This window comes from Acinetobacter sp. CAU_H_78 (assembly GCF_058599365.1).
This window is the reverse complement of sequence record NZ_CM178652.1, coordinates 1519168-1534134: the sequence shown is the minus strand read 5'-3', so window position 1 is coordinate 1534134 and position 14967 is coordinate 1519168. Positions and strand designations below refer to the sequence as shown.

The window sequence follows — 14967 nt, the reverse complement described above, 5'->3', positions numbered from 1 at the left end:
AATGAAAACAGCCTAATAATCAATTAGGCTGTTTTCATAGGATGTATCTGATCTTGTAGACTTCTTTCTGTCTCTGAATTCATCAAAGCTGTTGAAGAAATGTCGAATGCTCTGATTGAATACGATTGATAAAAGGCAGATGAAAGAGATCAAAGTGCCCACAATCCTCTTCAAAATACTTAATATATTCTGATTGTTGCGCTGTTTTACGTGTTCTTGAAATAGGAATTAAAGAATCTTGCTTAGCTCCAACAATCAACGTTGGTGTTTTTATTCTATGGCTTATGGCTATCGGTCGATAAAATGGAATTGTTAATATAATTCTTGCAGGGACCTGATTATCCCAGTCTTGATTTTCTGAAATCAGTGAATAATAGCCATCGTAACAATCTTTACCTGAAAGTACTGCAAACCTTTTTGGGGAAACCACACTCATATTTTTAGCTTTTCCAAAAAGACGATAACACATATCCGTAAGCGCCAAGAAAGTTGCAGGTAAAAGGTATTGGATCGGATATTTGAAAAGGCTTGCCAATCCGTCTACATGGGGAAAGTTGGCAATCACAGCATAATACTTCTGCTCACTTGCAAGTGTTAAGACATGTCCTCCACTAAATGAATAGCCCCATAAGATAAAATCCTGTTCAGTCAAATTAAACTCATTTTTAAGATAATGAATGACTGCTTTCCAATCCTTCAATTGACTAGTTTTATCGACAAGATTTTTATACTTCCCACTACTCTTACCAAATCCTCGATGATCAAAACAGCAAACGTTATAACCCTGTTCCAGATAAGATTTAATATAACGATCTAGAGCGCAACTTTTATCACCACCCAAGCCATGTGCCATAATAACAAAGGGCAAGCCATTATGATTTAAATATAAATCAGCTTGAATTTGAAAAGACTCGACAGGAATAAAAACATTTTTTATCTGCATTACGCATTCCTTGTAATACATTTTTTTAATATGAGAACGTAATAAGTGCAAAAAACACTTATTACGTAACTTATTATCTAACTAAGCAGCAAATAATTTAGAAATTAATTTGAGTGGGCTTTGTTGCACAAAGATTTGAAATGCAAAGCGCCCCTAATTGAGCCAAATTTAAGGCGTAATTTGGGTAAGTGGTCGACCTAATTCCGTAAATCGGTTGAGGACTGCTACACGTGCATGAATTTCATTCACCTGACTAGGAAAGCTTCTTGCCATTAATTTATCGCCTAATAATTTGATGCAATGCATCTTGGTTTCCACCAAACTGCGGCGATGATAGCCTGACCATTTTTTCCATAATGTCCTGCCTAAACGTTTAACTGTTCGAAGTAATTCATTTCGCTCTAGCGAGCTACTCTTTCTATCTTTCCATGGTTTCGCATTTTTTCTAGGTGGAATCACCGCATGTGCTTGCCGATCTGCAATGACCTGACGGCATTGCTTGGTGTCATAAGCTCCATCGGTATAAACAGAGTCAATCTGCTCATCTTGTGGAATCTGATTAAGTAAATCACCAAGCACCTGTGAATCACTGACATTATTGGTTGTGAGCTGAATAGCGCGTATTTGTAGGCTTCTTCATTTGAAAATTATATCGCTGAAAAAGCCTTTACAGATAGGTTTGTGCAACAAAGCCCTATAAAAGTAATATTGCAGCCAAAGCACAAGCTGAAAATTAAGATGCTGTGAAAGGAAAGAGATTTTAGGTTTTAAAATCTCTTTTTTTTTATGGGTCATAAAGTTATTGTGAGGAATCTAAGAGTAATATTAGGCATAATACATAAGTCATTTCACTTAAGCATGCATAATCAATTTTCAGACAATAAACAAATTCGTGTAGTTTCAAACTTTTCTGAACTTGTTAATTCGCATTTTAAGGGTGAGATGAATGCGATTTGCTGGTCTAGAAATTTAGTGGGTGATTTTGCCGAGATCGTGAATAAGCTTTATTTACAGGAAAATATGACTGAAGTTTCGATTCGTGATCTGATGAAACTCCAACTTTCACAAAGCGGTCATATGGCAAGAGAGATTATTTTAAAAGATATACAGCGACTAACTGAATACGGCGCTTCTCCTTCACTCAATCTGCTTAAATGCTATGAACGGGATGATGAGCTTGATTTTATTACTACAGATGTCTACTCATTTCATGTCGATCGCTCACCGATTGAAACAGATACTTTCTTATGTACCTATCATGGCGCTGCAAGCGATATCTTGCCCAATGATCAGGTGGAACAAAAGATTCTAATTCCAGAAATCAGGGCAAAGCTGAAAGAATTATATGATGGCCCAGAAGCTAGATTTGAAGATTTTCTGGAAGAATATTTCTTTGATCTGCATTATCAACCTAAGCCTGATGCAAAACCTGTAAATTTAGGTCAAGGCCATCTTTGGCGATTGGCAGTCGATCATCCCACCCAAAGAGCCTTACCTTGTGTACATCGGGCTCCGGTTGAAAATGAGGGTGAATACCGATTGCTTTTGATTTGTTAAATTCGATACAAATCTTAAAAATGAGAAAATCCATATTATCTTATTGTCATTTTTCTCATTTATATTCAAGCAAATTCTAATTGTCCAATGGAATGGTAAGCACGATTAAAATATACCAGGCTCTGATCCTGTTCGCTCCGTTGAATCGCAACCACTCGGCACATAAAGATACTATGTGTCCCTACTTGTTGGATATTCTCGATTTCACAGTCGAAATTCACTAATGCATCGCCTAATACAGGTGAACCTGTTTTTAGCGTTGTCCAAGAACCTAGTTTAAATCTTTGTTCAGAACTGAATTTGCTGGATGCAAATGCATTGGAAATCTGTTCGTGTTGTGGACCCAAGACGTTCACTGACAAAATTTTGTTTTCAATAAAATGCACATGTGATCGAGATGACTGATTCATACAGACCAGCAATGTCGGTGGCGTATCGGTTACGCTGCATACGGCAGATGCCGTAAAACCATGCATTCCCGTCTCACCCGAGGTTGTAATGACATTCACTGCTGTGGTGAGTAAGGACATTGCATTTCTAAAGTCAGTCGCTTCAATCATCTCTTAAATTCCTAATTGACTATCGCTTTGATGAAGAGCAGTAAAAGTACATGTATTCCTTACACAGCTCTTAAGACAAATGAATACTCAGGCTGTCAGTTCTTGACGGACAATGGCTGCACCAGCACTTAAAGCATTCAGTTTGCCTTGTGCCACCTGACGCGATAAAGGTGCCATACCACAGTTGGTTGAAGGATACAGCTTGTCAGCATCCACGAACTGAAGCGCCTTACGTAAAGTATCTGCAACCTGTTCTGGCGTTTCAATTTGATTGGTTGCTACATCTATGGCACCGATCATAACTTTTTTACCACGTATCAGTTCAATCAGATCCATCGGTACATGAGAGTTTTGGCATTCAAGTGAAACAATATCAATCTTGGACTTTTGCAGTTTCGGAAACACTGCTTCGTATTGACGCCATTCCGAACCCAAGGTTTTCTTCCAGTCCGTATTCGCTTTAATACCATAGCCATAGCAGATATGTACTGCTGTTTCACATTTCAGACCTTCAAGCGCACGTTCTAATGTGGCAATGCCCCAGTCATTTACTTCATCAAAGAATACATTAAATGCAGGCTCATCAAACTGGATAATGTCTACACCTGCTGCTTCGAGTTCAAGTGCTTCCTGATTCAGGATTTTTGCAAATTCCCAAGCCAGTTTTTCACGACTCTTATAATGAGCATCATAAAGCGTATCGATCATGGTCATTGGACCCGGCAACGCCCATTTGATTGGCTGCTTAGTTTGACTACGCAAGAACTTGGCATCATCTACAAATACAGGTTTCTTGCGAGCGACAGCACCCACGACGGATGGCACACTCGCATCATAGCGATTTCGAATACGCACCGTCTCACGCTTTTCGAAATCCACACCTTCCAGATGTTCAATAAAGGTGGTCACAAAGTGTTGACGGGTTTGTTCGCCATCACTGACGATATCAATGCCTGCCTGTAGTTGCTCATGCAGGGACAAGCGCAAAGCATCTCGCTTGGCTTCAAGAAGCTGCTCGCCTTCCAGTTTCCAGGGTGACCAAAGTTGCTCAGGTTCGGCAAGCCAAGATGGTTTCGGTAAGCTGCCAGCTGTAGATGTTGGGAGTAAAATGCTCATGTCTAATCTTCTATCTCTATATTCGTTAATTTATTTCTTCATTCAGGCAGCATGGACTTGATGAGCATTATCTACAGTAAAATTTGCGGCCCACTTTTCAAGAATGTCTTTATACGGCTTAATAAAATTTTCTTCTGTCCATTTGCCCTGCTTAACTGCTAATTGACTACGCTCCACACGGTCGTAAACGATTTGTGTCAACGAATAATCCTGATAATTCAGGCTTGGTTGATAGATCAAACCTGCAGGCGAATTGGTGTTGTAAATTTCAGGACGATAAATCTTCTGGAAACTTTCCATGGTACTGATCGCACTGATAAGTTCGAAGTCCGTGTAATCACGCAATAAGTCACCGGCAAAATAGAATGCCAACGGCGCATTGCCATGTTCAGGTTTGAAATAGCGAACGCTTAAGCCCATCTTCTTGAAGTATGCATCTGTACGTGAATAATCATCATTTTTATATTCCACACCGAGTACAGGATGCACATGTGCAGTACGGTAATAGGTTTTCGTGGTAGATACACTCAGACAAATCACCGGCTGTTTCTTAAACTCGGCTTTAAACACATCTGAATGAATTAAATGCTGATAAAGTTTACCGTGCAAATCGCCAAAGTCGTCAAGCTTTGCATCAGTTTTATCGCTGATGGATGGCAATACAACGCTAAAGTCATAATCACGTACATAAGATGAAAAGCTATTGCCAATCATGCCTTCAATGCGCTCATTGGTTTGATGATCAATGACGGTACTTTTTAGCATCTCGATAAAGGGGAAAGTTTGACCATTGCCTTCGACATCAAGTTCCGCAGAGATAATGTCAATTTCAAGGGAATAACGGTCGCCTTTAGGATTATCACTTGTCGCTAATGAATTAAAACGCTGATTAATCATGGCCAGAGTTCTACGCAGATTTTCCTGTCGACTTTCACCACGTGCCAGATTGGCAAAGTTGGTTGTTAAACGTGTGTTGTCTGCTGGTTGATAATTTTCATCAAAACGGATGCGCTTGATTGAGCATGTAAATTGATTACCCATGGAGATTCAATATCCTAAATTTTTAAATAAAGCCAAATTTCTGTATGACTTCATTTAAACGTGAATCTAAAGATGAGTAAAACGATATAAATTCAGTGAAAGATGAGAGAAATTCACTATAGCCAAATTAATTGGATGAATGCCTGCCCAAAATTAAATAGGACAAAATACAGTTTCTTATTCAAAAATTAATGTAGATCACCTTTTGTAAAAATAAGCTATCAAGTTAATTTTAAAGGCAGAAGTTATTGATATATTTTTGCAGCTGGTTCTTAGCAATAGTACCTAGTTTGCATCTTTTATTTTGACAACACACAACTTCTGCGTATAAGAAGAACCAACATCGATATAGTGGCAATTATCAATTTGGGTATGTTCTTTTACAATCGTATGACCCAGATAGATCTCATCGATATTTTTAACGGTTCCATAGCGATAAGAATGATTGCGAATTCTCCCTCTACCCCAAAGTGCATTGGTATATGCTGAAGTTAAGCCTGGAATTCTACTTTCACCTTTTGCAATTTTCTTTTTAAATATATTCCAGTCATTAAGCGCAATATCTGCGTGCAAAATGCCAATCTTTTTATGTTTTAGGTTTAGTTCAATGGCCAAAGGAAGTGCCGAAAAAATTTCACTGAGTTCATCCTGTCTTTCAGTAGATAAAAGATAGAACCACTCACCGCCATTCTGTGCATGCATATCTTGAATCCATGCATCGTCACGGCCCTTAATACACATTTCCTCATGATTACCGCGAACGCAATAAAACCAGGGCTGACTTAGTAATGAAACGCATTCTAGATTTTCATTACCACGATCGACCAGATCTCCGGTACAAATCAGTAGATCTTTCTCAAAATTAAAATGAACTTTCTCTAATTCTTGCATGAGCAAGCTATAACACCCATGCAGATCCCCGACCACATATATGGCAGAGAAATCAGATCCATCAATTACCTTAGTGAAAGTGTTCATAAATATCTTTTATAATATGGAATCCTGTATTCTAAACCTGAAGCAAAAGATGATTCTTAAATCATATCTTTTAATTTTAATGCTGTTTATAACTGGAAAATAGTTATTTATACACTACACTTGAATGATTTTTATCTTCAAAAACCTTTGTAAAATATAAGAATATTCACATAATGTTAACTTTTGTATAAATATATTATTTTTTGTAAGTTTTGGCTTACATAGATTGGAGCAAATACTCTATATCTTGATTCCTCAATTTTTGACATTATGTTTCACATAAAGAGTCAGCAAGGAAAGCTGATAATAATCGCATTACAACGATAATAAAGTCGAAAGACAGCGAACTTACTGGGATGGTAAGTGATAAAAGTAGAGACTACAGCCGCTAAGCCTTATAGTTTTGGGAGAGACTATAAGGCTTTTATTTTATTAGCATCTACTTATTTATTGATTCGGTGATACTCGCCAAATCACGTTCCCTACATCATCAGCAACCAATATTGCGCCTTGAGCATCTGTAGCTACACCCACAGGTCGGCCAAATGCATCTCCATTTTTGCTTAAAAATCCGGTCAGAACATCTTGAGGCTGACCAGAAGGTTGACCATTTTGAAATGGTACGAAAATAACTTTATAGCCACTATGAGGTTTTCTGTTCCAGGAACCATGCTGACCAATGAATGCTCCATCACGATATTGCGGCATTAAATTGGCTTTATAAAATGTCAGCCCCAGTGATGCAGTATGATTTCCTAAGGCATAATCTGGCTTAATTGCCTGTGCAACCAGTTCAGGCTTTTGCGGTTTTACCCGGGAATCTACATGCTGGCCATAATAACTATAAGGCCAGCCATAAAAAGCACCATCTTTAACCGAAGTCATATAATCAGGAACCAGATCATTACCCAGCTCATCACGCTCATTCACTACGGTCCATAAAGCTCCACTCTGAGGCTGCCAGCCCATGCCATTGGGATTACGCAGGCCTGTAGCAAACGGCCGGGCTTGACCTGTAGAAAAATCAAACTCCATGATCAGGGCGCGCCCTTCTTCTTGAGCTATGCCATTTTCCGCCACATTACTATTGGAACCTACCGTAATGTAGAGCTTCGTCCCTGCAGGATTGGCAATAACATTTTTTGTCCAGTGATGATTTAAGGGGCCAGCGGGTAAGTCCAATACTTTAGTGCCTTTTTCCTTGATCTGGGTCATACCTGGCTGATAAGAGAATCGCACTAAAGCATCGGTATTTGCGACATAAAGCATATTACCTACCAAAGTCATTCCAAACGGCGAGTTTAAGTTTTGCAGAAATACTGTTTTCTGGTCAGCAATACCGTCTTGATCACTGTCACGCAGCAGGCTAATACGGTTGGCGCTTGGATAGGATGATCCTGCTCTTCTCATCACCATTTTCATGATTTTACCTTTAATCCCTTTACTGTCTTCGGGCTTAGCCGGAGCATCGGTTTCAGCTACGAGTACATCTCCATTCGGTAATACATATAACCAGCGCGGATGTTGAAGGCCCTGTGCAAATGCTTGCACCTTTAAACCCGGTGCTGGCGTCGGCATGACGCCTTCAGGCCAACCTTTTGCAGGGGCAATGTTGACGACCGGAAACAATCTTGATTTCGGTTCAGGTAAAGATGGCTGGGAGCCATAACTGTCTGTTACCGGTGTCTTGGATGAAACCGTACAGCCGGTAAACCCCAATATGATTACGGTACTTAAGGCTGATAGAAGAAATTGAGTCGCCATGGTAGTTTCCTACTTTTTGTTTTTATCTCTCCCATTTTAAAAGGCGGTTGAAGTTGTAATGATATAGTTCTTGTAGTTTCTGGTTGTGGATTGATTGCCGTAAATTTTCTAGTGACGCAAGCTGTCCAAAGCATAGAACACGGTCTAATTTTTTTACTTATATTTACTCCAACCTTCTTAAATAAATGGCCATGCAATACTTAATAAAAGTAAAAGTCCTAATACAGCACAACTGATTTGCCAGAAACGTAAGGGATCACGTTCAATCATGGTAGGAGCTTTGGATTTTAATAATTCCTTAGATGGATGTTCCAAATCATGGATCAATTCAGTCAATGCCTCATAACGATGCATCGGCTCGATATTCAGTGCCTTTTTTAGAATCCGGTCTAACCAAAGTGGTAAATCTGGCCGATATTTTTGAATGGAATGATATTGAACTTTCTTCAGCTGCTTCAGCGTTTTACAACGAGCCAAATCTGTACCATAAGGAAGCTGTTTAGTCAGTAAATAATAAGCCATTGCTGCCATAGAAAATTGGTCAGATTGAACCGATGGTGAATGTTCAATGAAATATTCAGGCGCCATAAATGCCAAGGTACCAAGTGGCCGATTCACATGTTTAGGATTAATTTCGACCAGTCCTCGTACAGCAGTTGAACCATAATCAATCAGTTTGACTTTAAGTGTATTATCAACGTTTAAGACCATGATATTTTCCGGACGTACATCTTGATGCAACATTTCCAGTCGGTGCATTGCATTCAAGGCCAATGCTGTTTGCTGCAAAATAGGGAGAATATTTTCTAGTTGCAAAGGCTTTTTCTGTTGATGCAGCCAGCGATCTAAGGTTTCTCCCTGTAAATATTCATAACTTTGGAATAAATATTTTTTCTCTGATTGATGCGGATAACATTGCAGCAGATTTTCGTGCTTAAGACGCTTTGACACCCAGTCCTCAAGTTGAAACTGTTCAACAGCCTGTTCATCTTGCTGTAAATCTACTGCCAGAGTTTTAATCACTAGCGGTTGCCGATCATGATCGTGTGCCAAATACAGGCAACTGCGGTGATTTTGGTGCAGGATTTTGTCAATAACATAGCCTTCAAACACTTCACCTTTGCTGAGCTGCGGTGGAAAGACATAATCATGGTGCATATAAAACTGATCTGGTTCAGGCAACTGATCAATACGGAGCACTTGAAGACTTAAATTATCATCACTGCCCTGTTTTAAAGCCTGTTCAACCAGGAATTTGGCAAGCTGATTTAAGTGATCTGCTGCTAAGGTGAAATCTAATAATTGTTGGTCTGTAACAAACTCATAAACCCCATCAGTCATGAGTAGAAAGACATCTTTTTCTTTTAGTTCAAGGCTTTGATAATCAATTTCAATACGATAATCCACGCCTAAGGCACGACTGAGATAATGTTCTGTCGAAGACAGACAGACGCGATGATCATGGGTTAATAATTCAATTTCACCATCTCGGATTCGATAAATACGACTATCACCGACGTGAAAAATATGCGCCTGATGCTGCTTTAAAATAAGTGCGGATAAGGTACAGACATAGCCCCGATCTTTATCGAAACGTCCCTGACTTTGTTGAGTTTGTGCATATAACCATGAATTAGTGGCACGAATCACCCGTGCTGCTGAAGTCTGAGTGCTCCAGGCATCCGAAGTCGAATAATAATCAGAGAGAAAACTGCTAACGGCTGTTTCTGCGGCAATGTGGCTGACATTGCTACTACCGATCCCGTCGGCAATCGCACAAGCTATACCTTTTTGCTTCAGTACATGACCTTCTGGTAAAAAGATGCCATAAAAATCCTGATTCTGATCTTTAATACCAGCCGTAGAATATTGTCCAATAGCGACTTTTAATGTTTTTTTCATATTGAAAACTCAAAAAAGGGATCATATTGATCCCTTTAAAAATGATTCATTATTAGAATTCTTTTTTCGCGCCAGTACGTACATGTGTGGTGTAAAGTGCCAGACCTGTTAAGGCTAAACCACCGACCAGATTACCTAAAGCAACCGGTAACTCATTCCACAGGAAATAATCTGCAATCGAGAAGTCACCACCCATCATCATGGCAAATGGGAACAGGAACATATTTACCACTGAATGTTCAAAGCCCATGGCAAAGAACAGCATCACTGGCATCCACATTGCGATGAACTTGCCACTCACCGTAGTTGACATCATTGCGCCAATCACACCTAAAGACACCATCCAGTTACACAGCATGCCGCGAATAAAAATAGTCATCCAACCTGAGAAACCATAAGCCGCATAACCTAAGGTCCGGTCTTCACCAATATGAGAAATCTTTTCACCGACTGGATTCGGATCAGTCGCAAAGCCCATGGTATAAACAGCAGCCATCAGTACTGCAACGACTAAACACCCAGTAAAGTTACCTAAAAATACCAGTCCCCAGTTTTTTAAAATGCGTGCCCAGGTTACGCCAGGACGTTTATCCAGCCATGCCAGCGGTGTCAATACAAATACCCCAGTTAGCAAGTCATAGCCCAATAAATACAACATGCAGAAGCCAACAGGAAACAGTAATGCGCCAATCAATGGCACACCAGTTTGCACTGCAATCGTAATTGCAAATACGGCTGCCAAGGCCAGAATCGCACCTGCCATAAAGGCACGAATCAAAACATCACGGGTGGCCATATGAAGCTTGGATTCACCCGCATCTACTACTTTTTTTGCAAACTCCGCAGGAGCAAGATATGCCATGTTGTCGTCCTCTTTTTCAATATACGGACCTGTTTTTCGAAAAAAAGACGCCTAAGATCACTGAAGACCTTAGGCGCCGTTGCCTTGAATATTAGAACAGGTAATGGTGAATGGCGTCGTTGCCATGTATATCGAAATAGAAGCAAAAGCTGTGCCATAAATAATTAACAATCGCTTAAATATTCATTTTTTATTTAGCATGAACTCTAAAATGCTATTGGCATGATATCTGCATTATCCGTTCTGCATACATTCATTTGAGAATAATTTGGAGAGGATTATGATTACCCATCGTCAACAAGTAACTGACATGATCATTTCAGCGAAAGTTTTAAAGTCAATTAAATGGTCAGATGTTGCCAAAGAGATTGGTCTTTCTAAAGAATGGGTAACCGCTGCATGTTTAGGTCAGATGGCATTTAATAAAGAGCAGGCAGAAAAGATTGGTCAGATTTTTGGCTTAAGTGATGAAGCCGTTGCATGGCTACAGATCGTGCCATATAAAGGTTCCCTGCCAACCAACGTACCAACCGATCCTTTGATTTACCGTTGGTATGAAGTGGTGAATGTATATGGCTCTACCATTAAAGAACTGATTCATGAAGAATTTGGTGACGGTATTATGAGTGCGATTGATTTTAGTATGGATATTCAACGCGAAGAAAATTCGAATGGCGACCGCGTTAATGTCGTATTGTCTGGCAAATTCTTGCCTTATAAAACTTATTGATCAATATCATTTATAAAAAGCCATCAATGTGATGGCTTTTTTTTATTTCATTTTTCTTTTTATATTTGGGCATTAATCACATTCTATATATGAAAAATATTTAGCAAATACATTTTATAAATTCAAAAAATTAATATGAAGTCAATAATATAACAATTATTTCAATAAAATAAATCGCTTTTATTTTAAGCAAAATCTTAACTCCTTCTTCTTTTAATCTGCTTTAACTGCAAAGTATTCCTCTATCAATGAGTAATTTTTAATTTAAATTTCCTATTGTATTTAGATTGATTTAAAAATATCTAATCAATAACATTAGCGATAATTATTATCATTTATATTCATTAAAATGTTTTATACCAATCATCCAACTTTCAAGCTATCTTTGCTCAGTTTTGCCATATTGATGACACAGCAAAGTTTTGCAGAAAATAGTCAGCAGCTTCCTACCATTACGATAGTCACTGATGCAGCACAAACAACAGAAAGCTCTGAACAGACTAAAAGCTATATTATTCAAAATTCTGCAACAGCTTCTAAACTAAATATTCCTCTTAAGGAAACGCCACAAACAGTGAATGTAGTGACGCGTCAACAATTAGATGACTTTGCGCTGGATAATACCCGTGATGTACTCCGCAACTCACCGGGAATCACTGTAAGTAACCAGGAGACCGAACGAACTTCATATCTATCCCGTGGTTTTGAAATCTCAAACCTACTGGTAGATGGCGTTGGGATTCCGCTTGAAGGCTATAACTACAATAATGACAATCCAGACAGTTTTTTATTTGACCGTATAGAGATTGTTAAAGGTGCTAATGCCTTAAATAATGGTATTGGCGATCCGGGCGCTACCATTAACATGATTCGAAAACGCCCTACTCAGGAGCTTCAAGCCGCGTTTAATACCAGTTATGGTTCATGGAATACCCAACGTTATGAAGCAGATGTTTCCTCTCCCCTGACACAGGATGGAAAAATCAGAGGCCGAGTATTTGGCTATCAGCAGACAGGTGATAGTTATCTGGATCACTATGAACTCGAAAAAAATGGCATTGGTGCAGTTGTTGAGGCTGACCTGACTGATTCGACCTTAATAACTGCTGGTTATACCGAAACGAATCATAATCCAAATGGTGTAAATTGGGGTTCCAATCCTTTAATCAATACTGAAGGTGAACAGTTAAGCTATTCAAGAAATTATAATTACAGTCCGGACTGGGCCTACTCGGACAGTAATATTAAAAACTATTTTGCCGAGATCGAACAACAACTTGGTGCTGATTGGAAAGCTAAACTGAGTTATGAGGAAAAACAGACTGACCGGGATTCAAAACTTTTATTCCTGTCCGGTAAACCTGGTACTGACGGTACTTCAGGTATTTTCTTATATCCAGGTATGTATATTGATGACAACAAGGAACAGCAGGCTAGTCTAAGTTTTAGTGGTACCTATCCACTTTGGGGACAACAACATGAAGCATCTTTTGGCTATATCTGGGCTGAAAACAATCTGAATGAGTCAGGTTATGCAGGCAGCTTTACCAACCCACTTACCACAGATTTATCCAGCTTTACACCGCCCGAACCAGTCTGGGATATGTCAAAAACCAGTGGTGAAATGCACATCCGGCAAAAAAACCAAAGCCTATATGCCGCCACCCGATTACATATGACTGATGATCTGAAACTGCTTTTAGGTGCCAACTATGTTCAGGCTGAAAGTACAGGCAGTAGTTATGGAACAGACACGATTTATGATGAGAATAAGCTATTACCTTATGCAGGCCTGACTTATGAATTTAGTCCTGAATATACAGGTTATCTAAGCTATACCTCAATTTTCCGTCCACAAACAACCAAAGCTCTGGATGGCAGTATTAATAAACCGGTTGAAGGTAAAAGTTATGAAGCCGGGATTAAAAGTTCCTGGCTAGATGATAAGCTCACCGCCAGCATGGCCGTATTCAGAACAGAGCAAAGCAATTATCCGTTGCGAGATTCTGACGGTATACCGACTTTACGTAAAACCCAGGTGAGTGATCTACGTTCACAAGGTTATGAATTCGGTTTGGCTGGTGAGTTAACGGATCATTTAAATCTAAGCTTTGGATACACTCAGTTTAGTCTTAAAGATCTGATTAACGGTGGTGATGCCCGTACTTTTAATCCCAATCAGTCTTTTAATCTTCTGACCACCTATCAGGTGCCACAGATTCCAAAACTGAAACTGGGCCTTGGTGTGCAATGGCAGGATAAAACTTATCTAGAAGTTCCTGAAGCTGCTTCAGAGGGTGTTGTTACCCAACAAGCAGGCATTATCAAACAGGATGCATATGCGCTTGTAAATCTGATGGCCAGTTATGAACTCAATGATCACATTACTTTGCAGGCCAACGGGAATAATCTGACCAATGAAAAATACTTATTTAATTTCCCGAATCAGCAAGGCTTCTATGGTGCACCGGCAAATTACAGTGTGGCCGTAAAATTCAAATATTAATTTTTCGCTTGAGCTTTGAAAGAATATTCGGAGCTCATTTTCTTATATGTAAACAATAATCAGGTAGAATTCATGAAAAGAATCATTACTTTGACATTTGGACTGTCAATGACTCTTTCTGCTCAGGCACATATGCTTTGGCTAGAACGTGCTTCAGATGCAAAAACACATGCATTCTTTGGGGAATATAGTGAACAGCTTAAAGAAACTCAAGAAGGTGCCTTAAAATCATTCAGCCAAGCAAAAGCGATTCAGACTAAAAAACAATTTAGTCCCCAACTACACCAGGATCATCTGGTCTACTCTACAAAAGATCAAGCAGATGTAGAGCTCCATCATGAACTGATCTATGGGGAATCCTTACTCAGCTATCACGCGAAATCCGGCAGACAAAACCTGAAAGCAGACTCAGAGCTGGATATCGTACCGGTTCAACCGAACAGTAATACTTTTACAGTCATGTATCAGGGTAAACCCGCTGCGGATGTCAAAGTGACTGTCTATTCCCCACAGCACTGGCTTAAAAATTATACGACCAACAACCAGGGCCAAATTAATATTGCTACGCCATGGAAGGGTCAATATGTACTAGAGGTGAGTCAAGAAATAGACAAGACAGGAAAATTGAATCAGCAAGTGTATAAGAAACAGTACCTGGTCACGACCTTAAGCTTTGTGCATTAAGTTGCCTCAATATTTACTTGTACAGATTCATATAAAGGCCTTTCCATGATTTCTACCCTTCAGCCACTTGCTATCCTGTATCGATTAAGCATGAGCTTTGGTGTTGGTTATTTGTGTAGTTATCTGATTGCTCTCGATCTGGCCTATTTTTTACAGGCGAGTTTAGCCAAGGCTGAATCGGTTTATCTGGCTGCCTTTATTGCCCTGATTTTTTATGTCTGTTTTGTGATTGGAATCTTCTGTATCCAAAGTCTTAAAACACTTTCAGTCTATAGCCTGATTCCTCTCATTGTTTTATTTGTCATTTCCCGCTTCATAGGTTAA

13 protein-coding genes and 1 pseudogene are annotated in these 14967 nt (G+C 39.3%); 5 read left to right on the top strand and 9 right to left on the bottom strand.

Annotated features, from left to right (window positions below; translation table 11 throughout):
• Nucleotides 1-82: 82 nt before the first annotated feature.
• The gene (locus tag AC4MCD_RS07470; RefSeq protein ID WP_491875838.1) at nucleotides 83-943 is read right to left on the bottom strand and encodes an alpha/beta hydrolase; all 861 of its coding nucleotides are present in this window, start codon (nucleotides 941-943) and stop codon (nucleotides 83-85) included.
• A gap of 168 nt (nucleotides 944-1111) precedes the next feature.
• A pseudogene (locus AC4MCD_RS07465) lies at nucleotides 1112-1576 on the bottom strand (IS5-like element IS17 family transposase); the annotation flags it as partial.
• Between the two features lie 225 nt (nucleotides 1577-1801).
• Here AC4MCD_RS07465 and AC4MCD_RS07460 point away from each other — a divergent pair.
• Nucleotides 1802-2500 (top strand): DUF1826 domain-containing protein, encoded by a 699-nt coding sequence (locus tag AC4MCD_RS07460; RefSeq protein ID WP_491875837.1) that lies wholly within the window; start codon nucleotides 1802-1804, stop codon nucleotides 2498-2500.
• Nucleotides 2501-2565: 65 nt separating this feature from the next.
• Here AC4MCD_RS07460 and AC4MCD_RS07455 read toward each other — a convergent pair whose 3' ends face one another.
• The 7 genes from AC4MCD_RS07455 to AC4MCD_RS07425 form a co-directional block, all read right to left on the bottom strand.
• Entirely contained in the window at nucleotides 2566-3060 is a 495-nt protein-coding gene (locus tag AC4MCD_RS07455; RefSeq protein WP_491875836.1) for a flavin reductase, read from the bottom strand.
• Nucleotides 3061-3147: 87 nt separating this feature from the next.
• Nucleotides 3148-4176, bottom strand: coding sequence for a methionine synthase (locus AC4MCD_RS07450; protein WP_491875835.1), 1029 nt, complete (start codon nucleotides 4174-4176; stop codon nucleotides 3148-3150).
• 42 nt (nucleotides 4177-4218) lie between these two features.
• The gene (locus AC4MCD_RS07445; RefSeq protein WP_491875834.1) at nucleotides 4219-5217 is read right to left on the bottom strand and encodes a putative oxygenase MesX; all 999 of its coding nucleotides are present in this window, start codon (nucleotides 5215-5217) and stop codon (nucleotides 4219-4221) included.
• Between the two features lie 285 nt (nucleotides 5218-5502).
• Complete coding sequence (locus tag AC4MCD_RS07440) at nucleotides 5503-6195, bottom strand: metallophosphoesterase (protein WP_419364257.1); 693 nt, start codon at nucleotides 6193-6195, stop codon at nucleotides 5503-5505.
• 447 nt (nucleotides 6196-6642) lie between these two features.
• Entirely contained in the window at nucleotides 6643-7959 is a 1317-nt protein-coding gene (locus AC4MCD_RS07435; protein WP_491875833.1) for a PQQ-dependent sugar dehydrogenase, read from the bottom strand.
• Nucleotides 7960-8136: 177 nt separating this feature from the next.
• Nucleotides 8137-9861 (bottom strand): bifunctional protein-serine/threonine kinase/phosphatase, encoded by a 1725-nt coding sequence (locus tag AC4MCD_RS07430; protein ID WP_491875832.1) that lies wholly within the window; start codon nucleotides 9859-9861, stop codon nucleotides 8137-8139.
• Nucleotides 9862-9913: 52 nt separating this feature from the next.
• A complete protein-coding gene (locus AC4MCD_RS07425) occupies nucleotides 9914-10723 on the bottom strand; it encodes a formate/nitrite transporter family protein (RefSeq protein WP_104426134.1) in 810 nt (269 codons plus the stop codon).
• Nucleotides 10724-11003: 280 nt separating this feature from the next.
• Between AC4MCD_RS07425 and cynS the strand changes: the two genes are divergently transcribed.
• From cynS to AC4MCD_RS07405, 4 genes are all read left to right on the top strand, one after another.
• A complete protein-coding gene (cynS, locus tag AC4MCD_RS07420) occupies nucleotides 11004-11453 on the top strand; it encodes a cyanase (protein ID WP_491875831.1) in 450 nt (149 codons plus the stop codon).
• A 349-nt stretch (nucleotides 11454-11802) separates the two neighbouring features.
• Entirely contained in the window at nucleotides 11803-13959 is a 2157-nt protein-coding gene (locus AC4MCD_RS07415) for a TonB-dependent siderophore receptor (RefSeq protein WP_491875830.1), read from the top strand.
• A gap of 72 nt (nucleotides 13960-14031) precedes the next feature.
• Nucleotides 14032-14643 carry a DUF4198 domain-containing protein gene (locus AC4MCD_RS07410; protein ID WP_491875829.1) on the top strand — a complete coding sequence of 204 codons (612 nt, stop codon included), beginning with the start codon at nucleotides 14032-14034 and terminating at the stop codon, nucleotides 14641-14643.
• 45 nt (nucleotides 14644-14688) lie between these two features.
• Nucleotides 14689-14967, top strand: a complete 279-nt coding sequence (locus AC4MCD_RS07405; protein ID WP_491875828.1) for a hypothetical protein — start codon at nucleotides 14689-14691, stop codon at nucleotides 14965-14967.